A 14,260-nucleotide genomic window follows, 5' to 3' on the forward strand; every position below is an offset into this window, starting at 1 on the left:
TTGCTCGGCCAGCATGGCACCTGATTCGACGAGCGTCAACATAGACATTCATCGAATCAATAAGCCCGGAGCCGGGAGCCGCTCGTCGCCGTACTTCGACATGTGTCAACATAGACGCATGTCGAATGTGACGACGCTGCCGCTGCTGGAGCCCGAGGTCCCCGGGTCCGTGGCGCCCTGCTGCCCGCCGCTGACCGAGCGGCCCTTCACCGCCGAGGAGGCCGAGCGGACGGCACGGATGTTCAAGGCGCTCGGTGATCCGGTGCGGCTGCGGCTGTTCTCGCTGGTCGCCTCGCACGAGGGCGGCGAGGCGTGCGTCTGCGACATCTCCGACGTCGGGGTCTCCCAGCCGACCGTCTCCCACCACCTGAAGAAGCTCAGGGAGGCCGGCCTGCTCACCTCCGAGCGGCGCGGGACCTGGGTGTACTACCGCGTGGAGCCGTCGGTGGTGGCCGCGCTCAGCGGGATTCTCCGCGCCGGCGGCTGAACCACCGGAACCACCGGACGCGGGCGGGCCCGACATCCGGGCAGGCACACACACGCGTGCGGCCGCCGGGTGTCAGTCACCCGACGGCCGCAGGCCATGCCCCAGCCGGGGCGGGCTGTCACATGTCGGCGGCGTCCACCACAGTGCCGAGGTCGACGAACTTGAAGCCCGTCGCCGTACGCGTGCCGCCCTCGCCGTCCGGCACCGCCGGGGTCTCCTCGCCGTCCTGGACGACGAGCAGGCCGCGCGGATAGCGGGCGCCCAGCGGCGCGTTGAGCACGGCGGCGCCGTCGCACTCCTCCACGCTGTCGAGCGCCGACGCGGCGCCGATCCGGAAGCCGCCCTCGTACTCGTTGGCCTCGCTCACCTCGCGGTCGTACAGCGCGAAGGTGTTGTCGCCCTGGCTGGAGGCGAGCAGATAGCCGTCACCGTCCCGCTCCTGGAACAGGGTCAGCCCCTCGACGTCTGCCGTCAGCCGCTGCCCGCCGTAGCCGGGGTCGGCGCCGGGCGTGCACTCCTCGGTGGCCTCGTCGTAGACACCGGGAACGCCGTACTCCTTGACCTTGTCGACCAGGACCGGCTTACCGGTGAGGTCGGCGCGCAGCCGCCAGATGCCGATGTCCTCCTGGCCCGCGTAGAGCGTGCCGGTGGCCGGGTCGACGACCATGCCCTCGACCTGCGGGAGTTCACCGGGCTCGGCGCAGGGGCTCCACGACGTGCCGTCGGGCAGGCGGAAGGACGACGGGAGGTCGAGGGTGCGTACGTTCCGGTAGCCGATCCTGCCGCCCGCGGCCGGAGTCAGTTCGAGCAGGGCCAGGCGGGTCCGCTCGCGTTGGCTGACCAGGGCGTACGTCCGCCCGCTGGCCTTGTCCCGCCAGGTGGCCAGGCCGTACGCGGTGCGCTGGTCGTTGATCTCGGCCTGGTCGGCGGAGAACACCGGGGCGGCCGCCGGGTCGGTGATGTCGGTCAGCGGGCCGCCCGGCCGGGACGGGTCGATGCGGTAGATCCGCAGCCGGTCGTTGCCCCGGTCGCTCACCACCGCCACGTCGGCGCGGCCGGACGGGGTGGCCAGGCCGGAGACGAGGTCGACGTTGTTGAAGCGGCCCGGCGCGTCGTCCTGCGCCGGCGGCTTCGGGGCGGGCAGCGACTGCACCGGGCGGGCGTCCAGGTCGTAGACCCGCAGTCCGCCCTCCTTGGCGGTGGCGAGGACGAGGCTGCGGGCGGGGTCGGCGGCGTTCCGCCAGATCGCCGGGTCGTCCGCGTCGGAGTTGCCGCCCGCCTCGTCGTCGTAGAGAGCGGCGGTCTCACCGGTGGCGGTCACCACCGGCAGACCGGACGCGCTCGCCCCCACCGGGGACACCGCGAGGAGGCTGATCAGCACGGTGCCCGAGGCGAGGACGGCGGCTCTTCGCGGGGTGCGGTGCACTCTCACAGGCGCTTCCTTACTGTTGAAGGCTGTCGAAGTCGAAGCTGTCGAGGACATGCCGATAGTGCGGGGGAAAGCTTGCGCCCAGAGGGCCGTGATCTGTCCATCCCGTCACCGGAGGTACGGCAGCGCGTCAGCTGACGTTTGCCATGCGGTGCGCGCGGGGTCGGCCGGTCGCTGGTCGGCCCACCTGATCGGACACCCTGTGGTTGTGGCTCACCGGCCTGGAGGTTGTTTGACCGGCCGGTGGGCCACTCGCTTTGATCTCGTTGATCTCGCTGGTCACCGTCGGTCTCTTCGTCGGTTGCGTCGGGCGAGGCGGACGGGGGGAACAGGGTGGTCCGGGTGGGCAGGAGAGCGCAGGGGCGGGATCTGGGGCGGGAGTTCGGGTGGCTCTGGGCGGCGTACGCGGTCAGCACGTTCGGCACCTACCTCGCGTTCGACGCGTTCGCCCTGACCGCGATCCTCGTCCTGCACGCCGGGCCGGCCCAGGTGTCCGTGCTGGCGGCCGCGGGTCTCGCGGTGGGGGCGGCGGTCGCGGTGCCGCTCGGCCCGTGGGTGGAGTTCCGCCGCAAGCGGCCGGTGATGGTGGCGATGGACCTGGTCCGGTTCGCAGCCCTGATGAGCGTCCCGGCCGCGTACGCGCTCGGCCGGCTCGGCTTCGCCCAGCTGCTGGTCGTGTCGGTCGTCGTCGCCGCGGCCGACATCACCTTCAGGGCGGCAAGCGGGGCCTGTCTGAAAGCGCTCGTACGGCCCGGGGACCTGCTCGTCGCCAACGGGCGGTTCGAGTCCACGACCTGGACCGCCACCGCGCTCGGACCGCCGCTCGGCACGGCCGCGATCGGGCTGTTCGGACCGGTGACGACCGTGGTGGTCAACGCTGTCAGCTACCTGCTGTCGGCCGTGGGCATCCGCGCGATCGGCGGGCGGGAGCCGCACCCCGTACGCACCGACGGCGCACCCCGGCTCCGGGCCGGCGACCTGCTCGAAGGGTGGCGCCACATCCTGAACCACCCGGCGCTGCGCCCGCTGTTCTTCAACACGGTCCTGGTCAACGGTCTGATCATGGCGGCCTCGCCGCTCATGGCCGTCCTGATGCTCGGCGACCTCGGGTTCGCGCCCTGGCAGTACGGCCTCGCGTTCGGCGTGCCCTGCCTCGGCGGCCTCATCGGCTCACGGCTGTCCCCGCGACTCGTCGCGCGGTTCGGACGGCACCAGGTCATGCTCACCGCCGGGGCACTGCGCGCCTGCTGGCCGCTCGGGCTGGCCTTCGTCCGCCCCGGGGCCGCCGGTCTCGCGCTCGTCATCGCCGTCGAGTTCGGGCTGATCACCTGCATCGGCGTGTTCAACCCGGTGTACGCCACCTACCGGCTCGAACAGAGCCCGCCGGACCGGATCGCCCGCACCCTGACCGCGTGGTCGGTGACCAGCAGCGCCACCATCGCGGCCCTGACCGCCCTGTGGGGCCTGCTGGCCGGCCTCACCGGCCCCCGCACCGCGATCGCGGTCGCCGGTCTCCTCCTCCTGGCGACCCCGCTGCTGCTCCCCCGGCACGACCGCACGCCCCGGCCCGAGCGGGACGCGGCGGCCCGGAGCCGTACGTGACGTCAGGCGTCCCGTCGCTTCAGCCGCAGCGCGGCCAGGCCCAGCATCACGGCCAGGAAGCCGGCGAACACCGCCAGGCCCGCGGCCGCGGAGAGCAGGTCCGAGTCGGGGGACACGGTCATGAAGGCAGAGCCCGCGTTGGAGGGGAAGTACGGGCCGATCGCGTCGTTCCAGCTGTCCGGGAGGACGGCGCCCATCAGGCCGGGCACCAGCCAGATCGAGGCGAACAGGGTGGTCACCGCGCCCGCGGTGTTGCGCAGCAGGGCGCCGAGGGCCAGGCCGAGCAGGCCGATGCCGGTCAGGTAGACGACGGTGCCGAGGACCGCGCGCAGGACACCGGGGTCGGTGAGGGAGACGCCGTCGGAGCCGAGGATGGCCTGCCCCGCGAGGAAGGTGCCGAAGACGGCGACCGTGCCGACCGCGAGGAGGACCCCGGTGAACACCGCCGACTTGGCCCAGAGCACCGGCAGCCGACGGGGTACCGCGGCGAGGGTGGAGCGGATCAGGCCCGTGCTGTACTCGCCGGCGGTGAGCAGGACGCCGAGGGTGCCGATGACGAGCTGGGCCAGTTGGGTACCGGCCAGGCTGATGCCGGTCGGGTCGGTGACGCCCTCGGCGGGGCCCTCCAGGGTGCCGCCGCCCGAGGTGACCGAGGCGGAGATCAGCCCGAAGGCGACCAGCGCCACGACGGCCCCGAGCAGGGTGAAGGCCGTGGACCGCAGCGACCAGAACTTGATCCACTCGGATTTGACCACGCGTGCCGTGGTGACGCGCAGGTCGGAACGCCCGGGCCGCTCGGAGCGCTCGGGCCGCGCTGCCAGGTCCGGTGTCATGGCGGTGGTCATCAGGCGGCCCTCCCGGCCTCGGCGAGCTCGTCACCGCGGGTGCCCGGCGTGCCGCCGGCCCTCTTCGCGGTCCCGGTCGTGGTCATGGCGTGGTACTCGACGGCGTCCCGGGTCATCTCCATGAACGCCTCCTCCAGCGAGGCCTGTTGCGCGTACAGCTCGTGCAGGGTGAAGCCGGACTCGGCGGCGTGGTCGCCGATCTGGTCGGTCGTCAGTCCGGTGATCTCCAGGACCCCGCGTTCGAGGCTGGTGATGGTGACATCGGGTCCGGCCAGCCGGTCGCGGATCTGCGCGGCCTGCGGCGAGCGCAGCCGGACGGTGTTGCCGGCCGCCTGCGCGGTGAACTCGGCCACCGACACGTCGGCGATCAGCCGGCCGCGGCCGACCACGATGAGGTGTTCGGCGGTGAGGGCCATCTCGCTCATCAGGTGCGAGGAGACGAAGACGGTCCGGCCCTCCTCCGCCAGCCCCTTCAGCAGGTTGCGGATCCAGAGGATGCCCTCCGGGTCGAGGCCGTTGACCGGCTCGTCCAGCATGACGACCTTGGGGTCGGCGAGCAGCGCCGAGGCGATACCGAGGCGCTGGCCCATGCCGAGGGAGAAACCGCCGGCCCGCTTGCGGGCGACCTCGGTCAGGCCGACGAGGTCGATCACCTCGTCGACCCGCCGGCGCGGGACGCCGGTGGTGGCGGCCATCGCCAGGAGGTGGCTGAACGCGGACCGGCCCTGGTGGATGGCCTTGGCCTCAAGGAGCGCGCCGATCTCGTGCAGGGGCGCCGCGTGGTCGGCGTACGGGCGGCCGTTCACGGTCGCGGTCCCGGCGGTCGGCCGGTCGAGGCCGAGGATCATGCGCATGGTGGTCGACTTGCCGGCTCCGTTGGGTCCGAGGAAGCCGGTGACGATGCCCGGCCGGACCGAGAAGGTGAGCGAGTCGACGGCGGTCTTGTCGCCGTAGCGCTTGGTCAGGTTGGTCACTTCAATCATGTGGTCAAGACTGCCGACCGCGGAGCTCCAGGTCGTCAGCCCAGCACGGACACTTGGCGCTTCCATGCCCGTGGTACGCGGCTACCGCGGGCGCGGTACGAACGGGTCCGCGGACCAGACCGCAGGATGACCTCGGCCCGGTCGAGCGTGCGCGGCGGGGGCCGGTCCGGTCAGAAACAGGCTCTCACTTCGGGGAGCGGACCAGGCCGGTCTGGTAGGCGATGACGACGAGTTGGGCCCGGTCCCGGGCGCCGAGCTTCGTCATCGCGCGGTTCACATGGGTCTTGGCGGTGGACGTGGAGACGTACAGTCGCTCGGCGATCTCGTCGTTGGACAGGCCCAGGGCGACCAGGCCCAGCACCTCGCGCTCCCGTACGGTCAGCGCGTCGAGCATCGTCGCGGTCGGTCCCGGCCGGTCCTCGGGTGCGGCCAGGAAGCGGGCGATCAGGCCCTGGGTGGCCTTCGGGGACAGCAGTGCGTCACCGCCCGCCACGGTCCTGATCGCGGCCAGCAGTTCCACCGGTTCGACGCCCTTGCCCAGGAAGCCGCTGGCTCCGGCGCGCAGGGCCTGGAAGACGTACTCGTCGATCTCGAAGGTGGTCAGGATCAGCACCCGCACCCCGGCCAGGTCCTCGTCGGCGATGATCTCCCGGGTGGCGGCGAGGCCGTCGAGCTCGGGCATCCGGATGTCCATCAGCACCACGTCCGCGCGGGTGCTGCGGGCGAGGTCGACGGCCTCCCGGCCGGTCGAGGCCTCCCCGACCACCCGCAGGTCGGGCGCCGCGTCGACGAGCACCCGGAAGCCGGCGCGAATCAGCTTCTGGTCGTCGGCCAGCAGGATCCGGATGGTCATCCGTCGTCTCCTTCTCGGCCTTCTCGGGAGGCCGGGGGCAGGGGCAGTTCGGCCCGTACGGTGAAACCGCCGTCGGGCCCGGGGCCCGCCTCGAACCGGCCGCCGACGGCGCTCGCGCGTTCGCGCATGCCCACCATGCCGTGTCCGCCCAAGCCGTGTCCGCCGTGCGCCGCATCCGTGCGGGCCGCCGGGCCGCCGTGTCCTTCGTCGCGAATCCGGACGACCAGCCGGTCGGGCGTGTACTCGATGCCGACCCGCGCGGCGGCGGTCCCGCTGTGCTTGTGCACGTTGGTGAGTGACTCCTGCACGATCCGGTAGGCCGCCAGATCGACCGCCGAGGGCAGCGGGCGCGGGCGTCCGGAGAGGGTCCAGGCCACCTCAAGGCCCGCCGCGGCGAACGAGCCGACGAGGTCGTCGAGACCGTCGAGGCCCCGGGTGGGCTCGACGGGGGCCTGCGGGTCGTCGTCCCGGCGCAACACGCTGAGCAGCGCGCCGAGTTCCTCCAGCACGCTCCGGCCGGCCTGGCGCACCAGCGCGAGCGACTCCTCCGCCACGTCCGGGTCGGTACGCAGCGTGTGCCCGGCCACTCCGGCCTGGACGCTGATCACGGCGATGTGGTGGGCGGCCACGTCGTGCAGTTCGCGGGCGATGCGCAGCCGTTCCTCGACGACCCGGCGGGCCGCCTCCTCCTCGCGGCTCTGCTCGGCGCGCCGGGCCCGCTCCTCCAGCAGGGCGACGTACGCCCGTCGGCTGCGGACCGCGTCTCCGGCGGCCGTCGCCGCGACGATCCACACCACCACGTTCGAGTTCCCGGGGTCGGACCAGTTCCCGCCGGCGGCGGCCAGGGCGGCGGCGCCGTAGGTGACCGCGGCGGCGATCCCGGCCGTCCAGGCGGTCCGGCGGCCGGAGCGGACGGCGACGGTGTACGCGGCGACCACCGGGGCAACGACGAACACGCCCTGCACATCCGTGACGACCATCGCCGTACAGGCCAGCCCGGTGGTGACCGCCAGCACCGCGAGCGGCCACCGCCGCCGCAGGACGAGCGCGGCGCAGGTGGGTGCCGCCAGCACCCCGACGGCGGCGGTGAGCGGGACCCGCTGCGGCGGGTCGCCGGGGGTGAACGGCGCCAGCAGGCTGATCACGAAGAACGCCGCGGCGAGCATCCCGTCCACGACCAGCGGATGCGCCCGCGCGGTCTGGCGCCAGTCGGCAGGACCGGTCATGCGGCAACCGTACGCGCAGCCGTCCGACCGGGCGTCCACCGACGGTGGTACGTCCGCGTACCGCATCCGCGGCAGCCGGGATACCGGGGTGATCGACAAGGCCCTCTCAGCGGCGCGGTGCAGGCCCCGTACTGCGCCGCACGATCAACTCGACCGGCACGACGCGGTCGACGGGCGGGTCGGACGGGCCGTCCAGCTGGGACAGCAGCAGGCGCAGGGCGCGGACGCCGATCTCGGAGAAGTCGGTGCGGACCGTGGTGAGCGGCGGGAGGAGATGGGTGGCCTCGGGGATGTCGTCGTAGCCGACCACACTGACGTCGTCCGGCACGCGGCGGCCGGCCTCGTAGAGGGCGCGCAGCACGCCGAGGGCCATCTGGTCGTTGGAGGCGAAGACCGCGGTGACGTCCGGGAGCCGGGCCAGCCGGCGGCCCAGTTCGTAGCCGGAGTCGGCGCTCCAGTCGCCGAAGAGGGGCTCGGGGACCTCGGCGCCGGCCGCCTCAAGCGTGGCCCGCCAGGCCTCCACCCGGCGGTCGGCGGACAGCCAGCCGATCGGGCCCGCGATGTGCCAGACGGTGGCGTGGCCGAGCTCCAGCAGGTGCTCGATGGCCATGCGCGCCCCGGCCTGGTTGTCCGCGGTGACGTAGGCGGCGTCGGTGCCGAGGTCGTTCTCCAGCACCATCAGGGGAACGTCGAGCCGCACCTCCGCCAGCGCCCTGCCCACCCAGCGCTGCGGCGCGATGGCGATCACCCCGTCGGCGCCCTCGGCCGACAGCGTGTCCACGGCACGGACCAGGGTGTCCCGGTCGGCCGTGTCGAGCGCGATGGAGCTCACCAGGTAACCGGCGTCCTGGCCCGCCCTGTTGATCGCGGTCAGGATGGACGCGGGGCCGAAGCGGGCCGCGTCGAAGGAGATCACGCCGAGCATCCGGGTGCGGCCGCTGGCCAGGGAGCGCGCGCTGCGGCTCGGGCGGTAGCCGAGCGTGCGCATGGCGGTCAGGACCGTCTCACGGGTCTCGGGGCGGACGGCCGGGTTGTCGTTCAGTACGCGGGACACCGTCTGCTTGGAGACACCGGCCAGCCGCGCCACGTCGTCCATGACCGGGCGCGCTCCCGCGAAGTTGCGTCGGCTGCGGCCCTTGGGAACGGCGCCGCCACCGGTACTTCGGGTCATGGCGAGTGCTTCCTCCGGCGTCGTCCCGGCGGTCCTGTCCCGCCCGGCTGGCCCACAGGATAGGCCGGACGGGAGACGGCCACCTCGGCGGCCGGGCCTCAGCCCGCTCCGGCCACCCAGGTACGGGCGACGACCCACTCGGCGCGCGCGACCTCGGCCGCGCCCGCCGCCACCGGCAGATACACCGGAGCGCCGGCCGGCAGCGACAACAGCCTCAGCCGCAGCCCCTCGGTGCGCAGGGCCTCGACGGGGAGCCGGTCGAGCCCGATGTCCCAAACGCGCCCCGAGTAGAACTGGTCGGCGACGAGGGTGCCGCCCACGTACGCGCGCGCCGCGTCGCCGGTCCAGTGGACGCGCAGGAGCGTTCCCGTGCGCGGAAGGTCGTCCGGTACGTCCACGTGGTACTCGGCGGCAGCGGTGTCGTAGTACTTGTCCGCGGGCGCGCTCGCCCGGCCCAGCACGCCGGTCACGGTCTCGGGCGCCGGGCCCGCTGGCCGGTCCAGGGTGACCTGGACCGGCGGGCCCGGGTCCCGGCGGCTCGCGGCCGACACCGTGTAGCGCGTCAGCACCCCGTCCGCCGACTCCCGCACGGTCGCCCCGGCCACCACCGGAGCCCGCTCCGGCGCGGGCAGCACGGCGAACGACGGTTCCCCGGCCGGGCTGTGCACCCGTACCTCGCCCACTCCCCCGCCCGCGCTCTCGTCGAAGACGACCCCGTCCGCGCAGAGCACCAGCCGCTCGGCTCCCCACGCGACACCCCGGTAGGCGGTACGCGCGGTCGCCGCGTCCAGGACCAGCAGACCGACCCGGCCGCCGTCCGCCGTGTCCACCTCGACCAGGGCGTCGGTGCCGGGACGCAGCCCGGTGATCAGGATGCGGTCGCCGACCCGGGCGAACTCCCCGGAAGGAGTGCTCAAGGACGTCAACGTGCCCGCGTCCAGAGCCAGTTCGACCGGGATGCCGTCCGTCGCGGCGAGGACCAGGACCGCACGTCCGTGGTCCTCGACCGTGCAGACCGGCTGGGCCGTGGCCCAGTCGAGGCGCAGTCCGCCCACGTCGAGCCGGAGCGGCCAGCAGAAGTAGGCGCCCGGCGGGACGGTGACCGGCGTACTGGGGAACGTGAGCGCGGACACCTCGGGGAACTCGACCGTGAACGTCGTGTCCGGGTGGGCCGGCAGCGGCTCATGCGGTTGATGGTTGTTGACGAAGAGGAAGCCGGAGCCCGAGACGGCGTCACCGCGGACCGCCCAGCGCAGGGTCTCCCGGTCGCCCTGCCCGGCCGGCTGCCGCTCGGGCAGGACGGACTCCATGGGTGCGATCAGGTGACCGAAGTCGGCCAACAGCAGGTGCTGGAGGCGGAGTTCGTGGTACGAGGGCCGGTACTGGCCGTACTCACCGAGCGGGGCCTGGAAATCGTAGGTGAGGACGGGCAGGTCGTTGGGATAGTCGGTGGCGTGTGACTCCTGAAGGGGCGTCAGCTCCCCCGCCGGGTTCGTACCGCCGTGGACCATGTAGTAGCCCTGCCACACCGAGCCGCAGCCGATCTTGGTGAGGCCGAGGGCTCCGACGTCAGGCGCATCGACGCGCGGTCTGCGGTGGTAGGCGACGGCCATGCCGCCGCCCAACTCGCAGGTGGCCCAAGGGAATCGGTCCGCATACGCATCAGGGTCGCCGCCGCCTACGGTCGTCGGGCGCAGATCGGCACCGATGCCCTCGTCGTCGCGCTGGTGGGTGAAGAAGAAGTGCTTGCGGCAGGTGTCGGGCCAGCCGCCGTCCGCCTCCGTCCAGAAGGTCTCCGGATAGCCGCCGTACAGCGGAAGCAGTTCGTCGGGCGGGAGTTGGACCCCGCCCCAGGCGGTCGACGTCCACAGCGGCGCGCTCAGGCCGGCCTCCTGCGCCATCCGCTTCAGCGTCAGCAGGTGGCCAGGCTGATCGTAGAGCTCGTTCTCGATCTGGACCGCGACGATCGGCCCGCCGCTCGCCCGGTCCAGACCGCGCAACTGCCCGGCGATCGCCGCGAACCAGGTGCGTACGGGGGCCAGGTACGCGGGATCGTCGGTACGGGGTGTGCCGGCACCCGCCAACAGCCAGTCGGGCAGGCCCCCGTTGCGCACCTCCGCGTGGCTCCACGGACCGATGCGGGGGATGAAGTCCAGGCCGTGCCGGGCGCACAGTTCGGCGAAGCGGCGCAGGTCGCGGTCGCCGTCGAAGCGGATGCGGCCCTCGGCCTCCTCGTGGTGGATCCAGATGACGTAACTGGCCACGGCGGTCACCCCGCCCGCCTTCATCTTCAGCAGCTCCTCCGACCAGTCCCGGGCCGGATAACGCGTGTAGTGGAACTCCCCGGAGACCGGGAACCAAGGACGGCCGCCGCGGGTGAGGTAGCGACTGGTCACCTCGATCGGGTCGGGGACCCCCGGAGCGTCGGCGAAGGGAAGGTGGCCGGTCAGCGAAGGTGCGGCGGGTGCGGAGAAGCGCAGGCGGTGCGCCTTTTCCTGCGGCATCAGAGGTTCTCCATGGGCCATCAGGGCTTCACGGGTCCCAGGTCGGGGGTGTCGGTGAGCAGCGCGCTCGTGCTGGTGGTGGCGTTCAGCTCCAGCAGGACGAGGTCGTTGGCGCCGGGGCGCAGGACGGGTGCCGGGATGTACAGGGTGCGCTGCGGGCCGCGGTTCCAGTAGCGGCCGAGGTGGAAGCCGTTGACCCAGGCCTGCCCCTTGGTCCAGCCGGGCAGCGAGAGGAAGGTGTCGGCGGGGCCGCGGACCTCGAACGTGCCGCGGTGGAAGGCGGGCCCGACATCGGTGAGCACGTCGGTCGCGGGTGCGAAGGGCACCGAGTTCAGGCTGTCCAGGGACAGCGGGTGGCAGTCCCAGTTCCGCAGGGCCGTGCCGTTGAAGGTGACCGGGCCGAGCAGTCCCTTGGGGGCGCCGATGCGCGGGCCGTAGTTGACGCCGCCCATGTTCTCCACGAGTACTTCCAGCGTGGCGCCGGGCTGCGGGACGCGGACGGGCAGGGTCTCGTCGTGGCGTTCGCGTTCGAGTACGCCGACGGGGGCGCCGTCCACGAAGACCTGGGCGCGGTCGCCGACACCGCCCGCGAAGTGCAGCAGGCCGTCGCCGCCGACCGGGACGGTGGTGCGGTACAGGACGTAGCCGGCCCGCAGACCGAGTTCCTCCATCGTCATCGGGTCGCCCTCGGTGCGCACGGGCTTGGCCAGCGCGCTCACGTTCGGGAGCAGCGCGGCCCGGCGGTCCAACTCGACGGTGGCGGGCGGGAGTTTGGCGCCCGGCGCCGGGACCGGCAGCTCGGGAACCGGCGCGTGGCGGGCGATCACCTCGCGGAAGGCGTGGTACTTGGGACCGGGGTCACCGCTCTCCGTGAGCGGGGCGTCATAGTCGTACGACGTCACGATCGGGTCGTAGGCGTGGTCGTGGTTGGCACCGTTGGTGAAGGCGAAATTAGTACCGCCGTGGAACATGTAGATGTTGACGGAGGCGCCCGCCGACAGCAGCCGGTCCAGATCGGCGGCGGCGTCGGCAGCGTCGCGCACGTGGTGCTCCTCGCCCCAGTGGTCGAACCAGCCGATCCAGAACTCCGCGCACATCAGGGGCCCTTCGGGCTGATGGGCCCGCAGCTGCTCCAGCGACTGGGCGACCTTGCTGCCGAAGGTCGCGGTGGCGAGCGTGCCGGGCAGCCCGCCCGCCGCGAGGTGTTCGGGGTTGGCCTGGTCGCAGGTGAAGAGCAGTTCTTCGATGCCGCGCGAGCGCAGGGACTGCCGCAGGTGCTCCAGGTACGCGGTGTCGGTGCCGTACGCCCCGTACTCGTTCTCCACCTGTACGGCGATCACCGGGCCGCCCGACGCGGCCATGTGCGGCAGCAGCGGAGGCAGCAGCAGGTCGAGGTAGCGGTCGAGGGCGTCCGTGAAGCGGGGGTCGCTGCTGCGCAGCCGGATGTCCGGGTCGGTGGTGAGCCAGTTGGGCAGACCGCCGCCGTCCCACTCGGCGCAGATGTACGGGCCCGGGCGCAGCAGGACGTGCAGGCCCTCCGCCTGGGCGAGCCGCAGGTAGCGCGGCAGGTCGAGCAGGCCGTTGAGGTCGAGCGTGCCGGGCTCGGGCTGGTGCAGGTTCCACGGGACGTACGTCTCAACGGTGTTGAGGCCCATCAGCCGGGCCTTGTGCAGCCGGTCGGCCCACTGGTCGGGGTGGATCCGGAAGTAGTGCATCGCACCGGAGATGATCCGGAACGGCTCACCGTTCAGCAGGAATCCGTCGGACGACGTGGTCAGAGCGGGCATGGGGAAGTTCCCTTCGGTTCGGTCGGGTTCAGCCGGTGTCGGACATGGGGGGGCGTTCGTCAGCGGAACTCAGGGGGCTTCATCGGTCTTCAGCGGGCGTCGTCGGTCATCAGGGGCTTCAGGTGGGAGTCGGCGGCTCGCGTGGCGCGGATCAGCCAGAGGGTGGCCGCCAGGCACAGCGCCGAGACGCCACACAGCAGCAGCGGCACCGCGCGGATCCCGGACCACTCGATGGCCTTGCCGAGCGCGGGTCCCGCGACGACGCCGCCGACCATGGACGCGGCGATGACCACCGCTCCCGCCCGGCGGGCGCTCGGGGCGGCCTTGTGGAGCCACGGCAGCCCGGTGGGGAAGATCGGCGCGATGAACAGGCCGACACCGGCGTACGCGTACGGAGCGAGCCCGGGAACCGTGGCCAGCAGCAGGCAGACCGTCATGCCCGCGCAGGAGACCGTGATGATGGCCTGGGCCGAGTAGCGCAGCGCGATCGGTGCCACGAGGAAGCGGCCGACGGTCATCATCAGCCAGTAGACGGAGGTGGCGGTGGCGGCGACCCCGGCCCCGTACCCGACCGTCTCCAGATGCGTGGGCTCCCAGCCGCCGACACCCGCCTCGATGCCCACGTGCAGGACGTACAGCGCGACGAAGACGGCGAGCACGGACCCCAGACTGCGCCCGAGAACCTGCCCACCGCGACCGGCCGTCGGTGCACCGGCGGCGGGCTGCGGCGCCCGGTCGCGCACGCCCCTCAGGCACAGCAGCAGCGGCAGGTTGGCGACGGCGAAGCCCAGGAAGACCGCCGGGTAGTGCTCGGCGCCGACCACGCCGATCAGGGCCGGGCCGAGGATCGCGCCCACCCCGAAGTGCGCGTTGAGGATGTTGAGCATGGCGGTCGAGCGGTGGCCGAAGCCGATGGCGAACAGCTGGTTGAGGCCGTAGTCGATGCCGCCGAAGCCGAGCCCCGCGAACAGGGCGGCGGCCAGGCCGACGGGCCAGTTCGGCGCCAGCGCGAAGCCCGCCGCGCCGACGGCCATCAGCAGATACGAGGCTCCGAGGATCTGCCGGTTGCCCAGCCTCCCGTACAGCCGGTCGAAGAGCAGCACCCCCGCGACCCCGCCGACGAAGTGCGCGCTCAGTCCGAGCCCGGCCCCGGAAGGCGACAGCCCGTACTCCTCCCGGAACGCGGGGATCGCCGGCCCGTACAGCGCCTGGAGCGCACCGATGAGAACGAAGCCGACGCAGGACGCGACGACGGCGGCCGTGCTGAACACCGGGTCGTGGCACGGTAGAGCTCCTGCAGGTCGTGCCAGATGATGCCCATGGACCAGCCGTCGCAGACCGCATGGTGGAACACGGTCACCAGCACCCAGTGG

At 72.7% G+C, this 14,260-nt stretch carries 11 protein-coding genes and 1 pseudogene; 2 read left to right on the top strand and 10 right to left on the bottom strand.

From position 1 onward, the window contains the following. Nucleotides 1-118: 118 nt before the first annotated feature. Nucleotides 119-487 (top strand): metalloregulator ArsR/SmtB family transcription factor, encoded by a 369-nt coding sequence (locus AB0I18_RS08925; protein WP_363104702.1) that lies wholly within the window; start codon nt 119-121, stop codon nt 485-487. Nucleotides 488-605: 118 nt separating this feature from the next. On the opposite strand, the gene AB0I18_RS08930 is transcribed toward AB0I18_RS08925, so the two are convergent. Then, a complete protein-coding gene (locus AB0I18_RS08930) occupies nt 606-1,919 on the bottom strand; it encodes a phytase (RefSeq protein WP_363104703.1) in 1,314 nt (437 codons plus the stop codon). A 339-nt stretch (nt 1,920-2,258) separates the two neighbouring features. Here AB0I18_RS08930 and AB0I18_RS08935 point away from each other — a divergent pair, with 339 nt between their 5' ends. After that, a complete protein-coding gene (locus tag AB0I18_RS08935; protein ID WP_363104704.1) occupies nt 2,259-3,518 on the top strand; it encodes an MFS transporter in 1,260 nt (419 codons plus the stop codon). A 2-nt stretch (nt 3,519-3,520) separates the two neighbouring features. On the opposite strand, the gene AB0I18_RS08940 is transcribed toward AB0I18_RS08935, so the two are convergent. From AB0I18_RS08940 to AB0I18_RS08980, 9 genes and pseudogenes are all read right to left on the bottom strand, one after another. Then, a complete protein-coding gene (locus AB0I18_RS08940; protein WP_363104705.1) occupies nt 3,521-4,363 on the bottom strand; it encodes an ABC transporter permease in 843 nt (280 codons plus the stop codon). Further along, a complete protein-coding gene (locus AB0I18_RS08945) occupies nt 4,363-5,346 on the bottom strand; it encodes an ATP-binding cassette domain-containing protein (RefSeq protein WP_363104706.1) in 984 nt (327 codons plus the stop codon). Before AB0I18_RS08945 ends, AB0I18_RS08940 begins: the two co-directional genes overlap by 1 nt. Before the next feature lie 184 nt (nt 5,347-5,530). Then, on the bottom strand, nt 5,531-6,199 hold the full coding sequence (locus AB0I18_RS08950) for a response regulator transcription factor (RefSeq protein ID WP_363104707.1): 669 nt from the start codon (nt 6,197-6,199) through the stop codon (nt 5,531-5,533). Further along, nucleotides 6,196-7,425, bottom strand: a complete 1,230-nt coding sequence (locus AB0I18_RS08955; protein ID WP_363104708.1) for a sensor histidine kinase — start codon at nt 7,423-7,425, stop codon at nt 6,196-6,198. The genes AB0I18_RS08950 and AB0I18_RS08955 overlap by 4 nt, the downstream gene beginning before the upstream one ends. Before the next feature lie 106 nt (nt 7,426-7,531). Further along, on the bottom strand, nt 7,532-8,596 hold the full coding sequence (locus tag AB0I18_RS08960) for a LacI family DNA-binding transcriptional regulator (protein ID WP_363104709.1): 1,065 nt from the start codon (nt 8,594-8,596) through the stop codon (nt 7,532-7,534). Between the two features lie 98 nt (nt 8,597-8,694). Further along, nucleotides 8,695-11,100: a beta-galactosidase gene (locus tag AB0I18_RS08965; RefSeq protein ID WP_363104710.1), complete on the bottom strand. Its 2,406-nt coding sequence runs from the start codon at nt 11,098-11,100 to the stop codon at nt 8,695-8,697. Nucleotides 11,101-11,120: 20 nt separating this feature from the next. Next, nucleotides 11,121-12,887 (bottom strand): glycoside hydrolase family 35 protein, encoded by a 1,767-nt coding sequence (locus tag AB0I18_RS08970; protein ID WP_363104711.1) that lies wholly within the window; start codon nt 12,885-12,887, stop codon nt 11,121-11,123. A gap of 89 nt (nt 12,888-12,976) precedes the next feature. Continuing rightward, nucleotides 12,977-14,158 (bottom strand): MFS transporter, encoded by a 1,182-nt coding sequence (locus tag AB0I18_RS08975; RefSeq protein WP_363104712.1) that lies wholly within the window; start codon nt 14,156-14,158, stop codon nt 12,977-12,979. A 44-nt stretch (nt 14,159-14,202) separates the two neighbouring features. Further along, a pseudogene (locus AB0I18_RS08980) lies at nt 14,203-14,253 on the bottom strand (hypothetical protein); the annotation flags it as partial. Nucleotides 14,254-14,260 lie beyond the last annotated feature (7 nt).

Source organism: Streptomyces sp. NPDC050704 (assembly GCF_040654355.1).
Lineage (GTDB): Bacteria > Actinomycetota > Actinomycetes > Streptomycetales > Streptomycetaceae > Streptomyces.

Excerpts from the sequence above, each read along its gene's own strand:
- AB0I18_RS08960 (WP_363104709.1), bottom strand. The coding sequence starts at position 8,596 with ATGACCCGAAGTACCGGTGGCGGCGCCGTTCCCAAGGGCCGCAGCCGA.
- AB0I18_RS08970 (WP_363104711.1), bottom strand. The coding sequence starts at position 12,887 with ATGCCCGCTCTGACCACGTCGTCCGACGGATTCCTGCTGAACGGTGAG.
- AB0I18_RS08950 (WP_363104707.1), bottom strand. The coding sequence starts at position 6,199 with ATGACCATCCGGATCCTGCTGGCCGACGACCAGAAGCTGATTCGCGCC.
- AB0I18_RS08925 (WP_363104702.1), top strand. The coding sequence starts at position 119 with ATGTCGAATGTGACGACGCTGCCGCTGCTGGAGCCCGAGGTCCCCGGG.
- AB0I18_RS08940 (WP_363104705.1), bottom strand. The coding sequence starts at position 4,363 with ATGACCACCGCCATGACACCGGACCTGGCAGCGCGGCCCGAGCGCTCC.
- AB0I18_RS08955 (WP_363104708.1), bottom strand. The coding sequence starts at position 7,425 with ATGACCGGTCCTGCCGACTGGCGCCAGACCGCGCGGGCGCATCCGCTG.
- AB0I18_RS08945 (WP_363104706.1), bottom strand. The coding sequence starts at position 5,346 with ATGATTGAAGTGACCAACCTGACCAAGCGCTACGGCGACAAGACCGCC.
- AB0I18_RS08965 (WP_363104710.1), bottom strand. The coding sequence starts at position 11,100 with ATGCCGCAGGAAAAGGCGCACCGCCTGCGCTTCTCCGCACCCGCCGCA.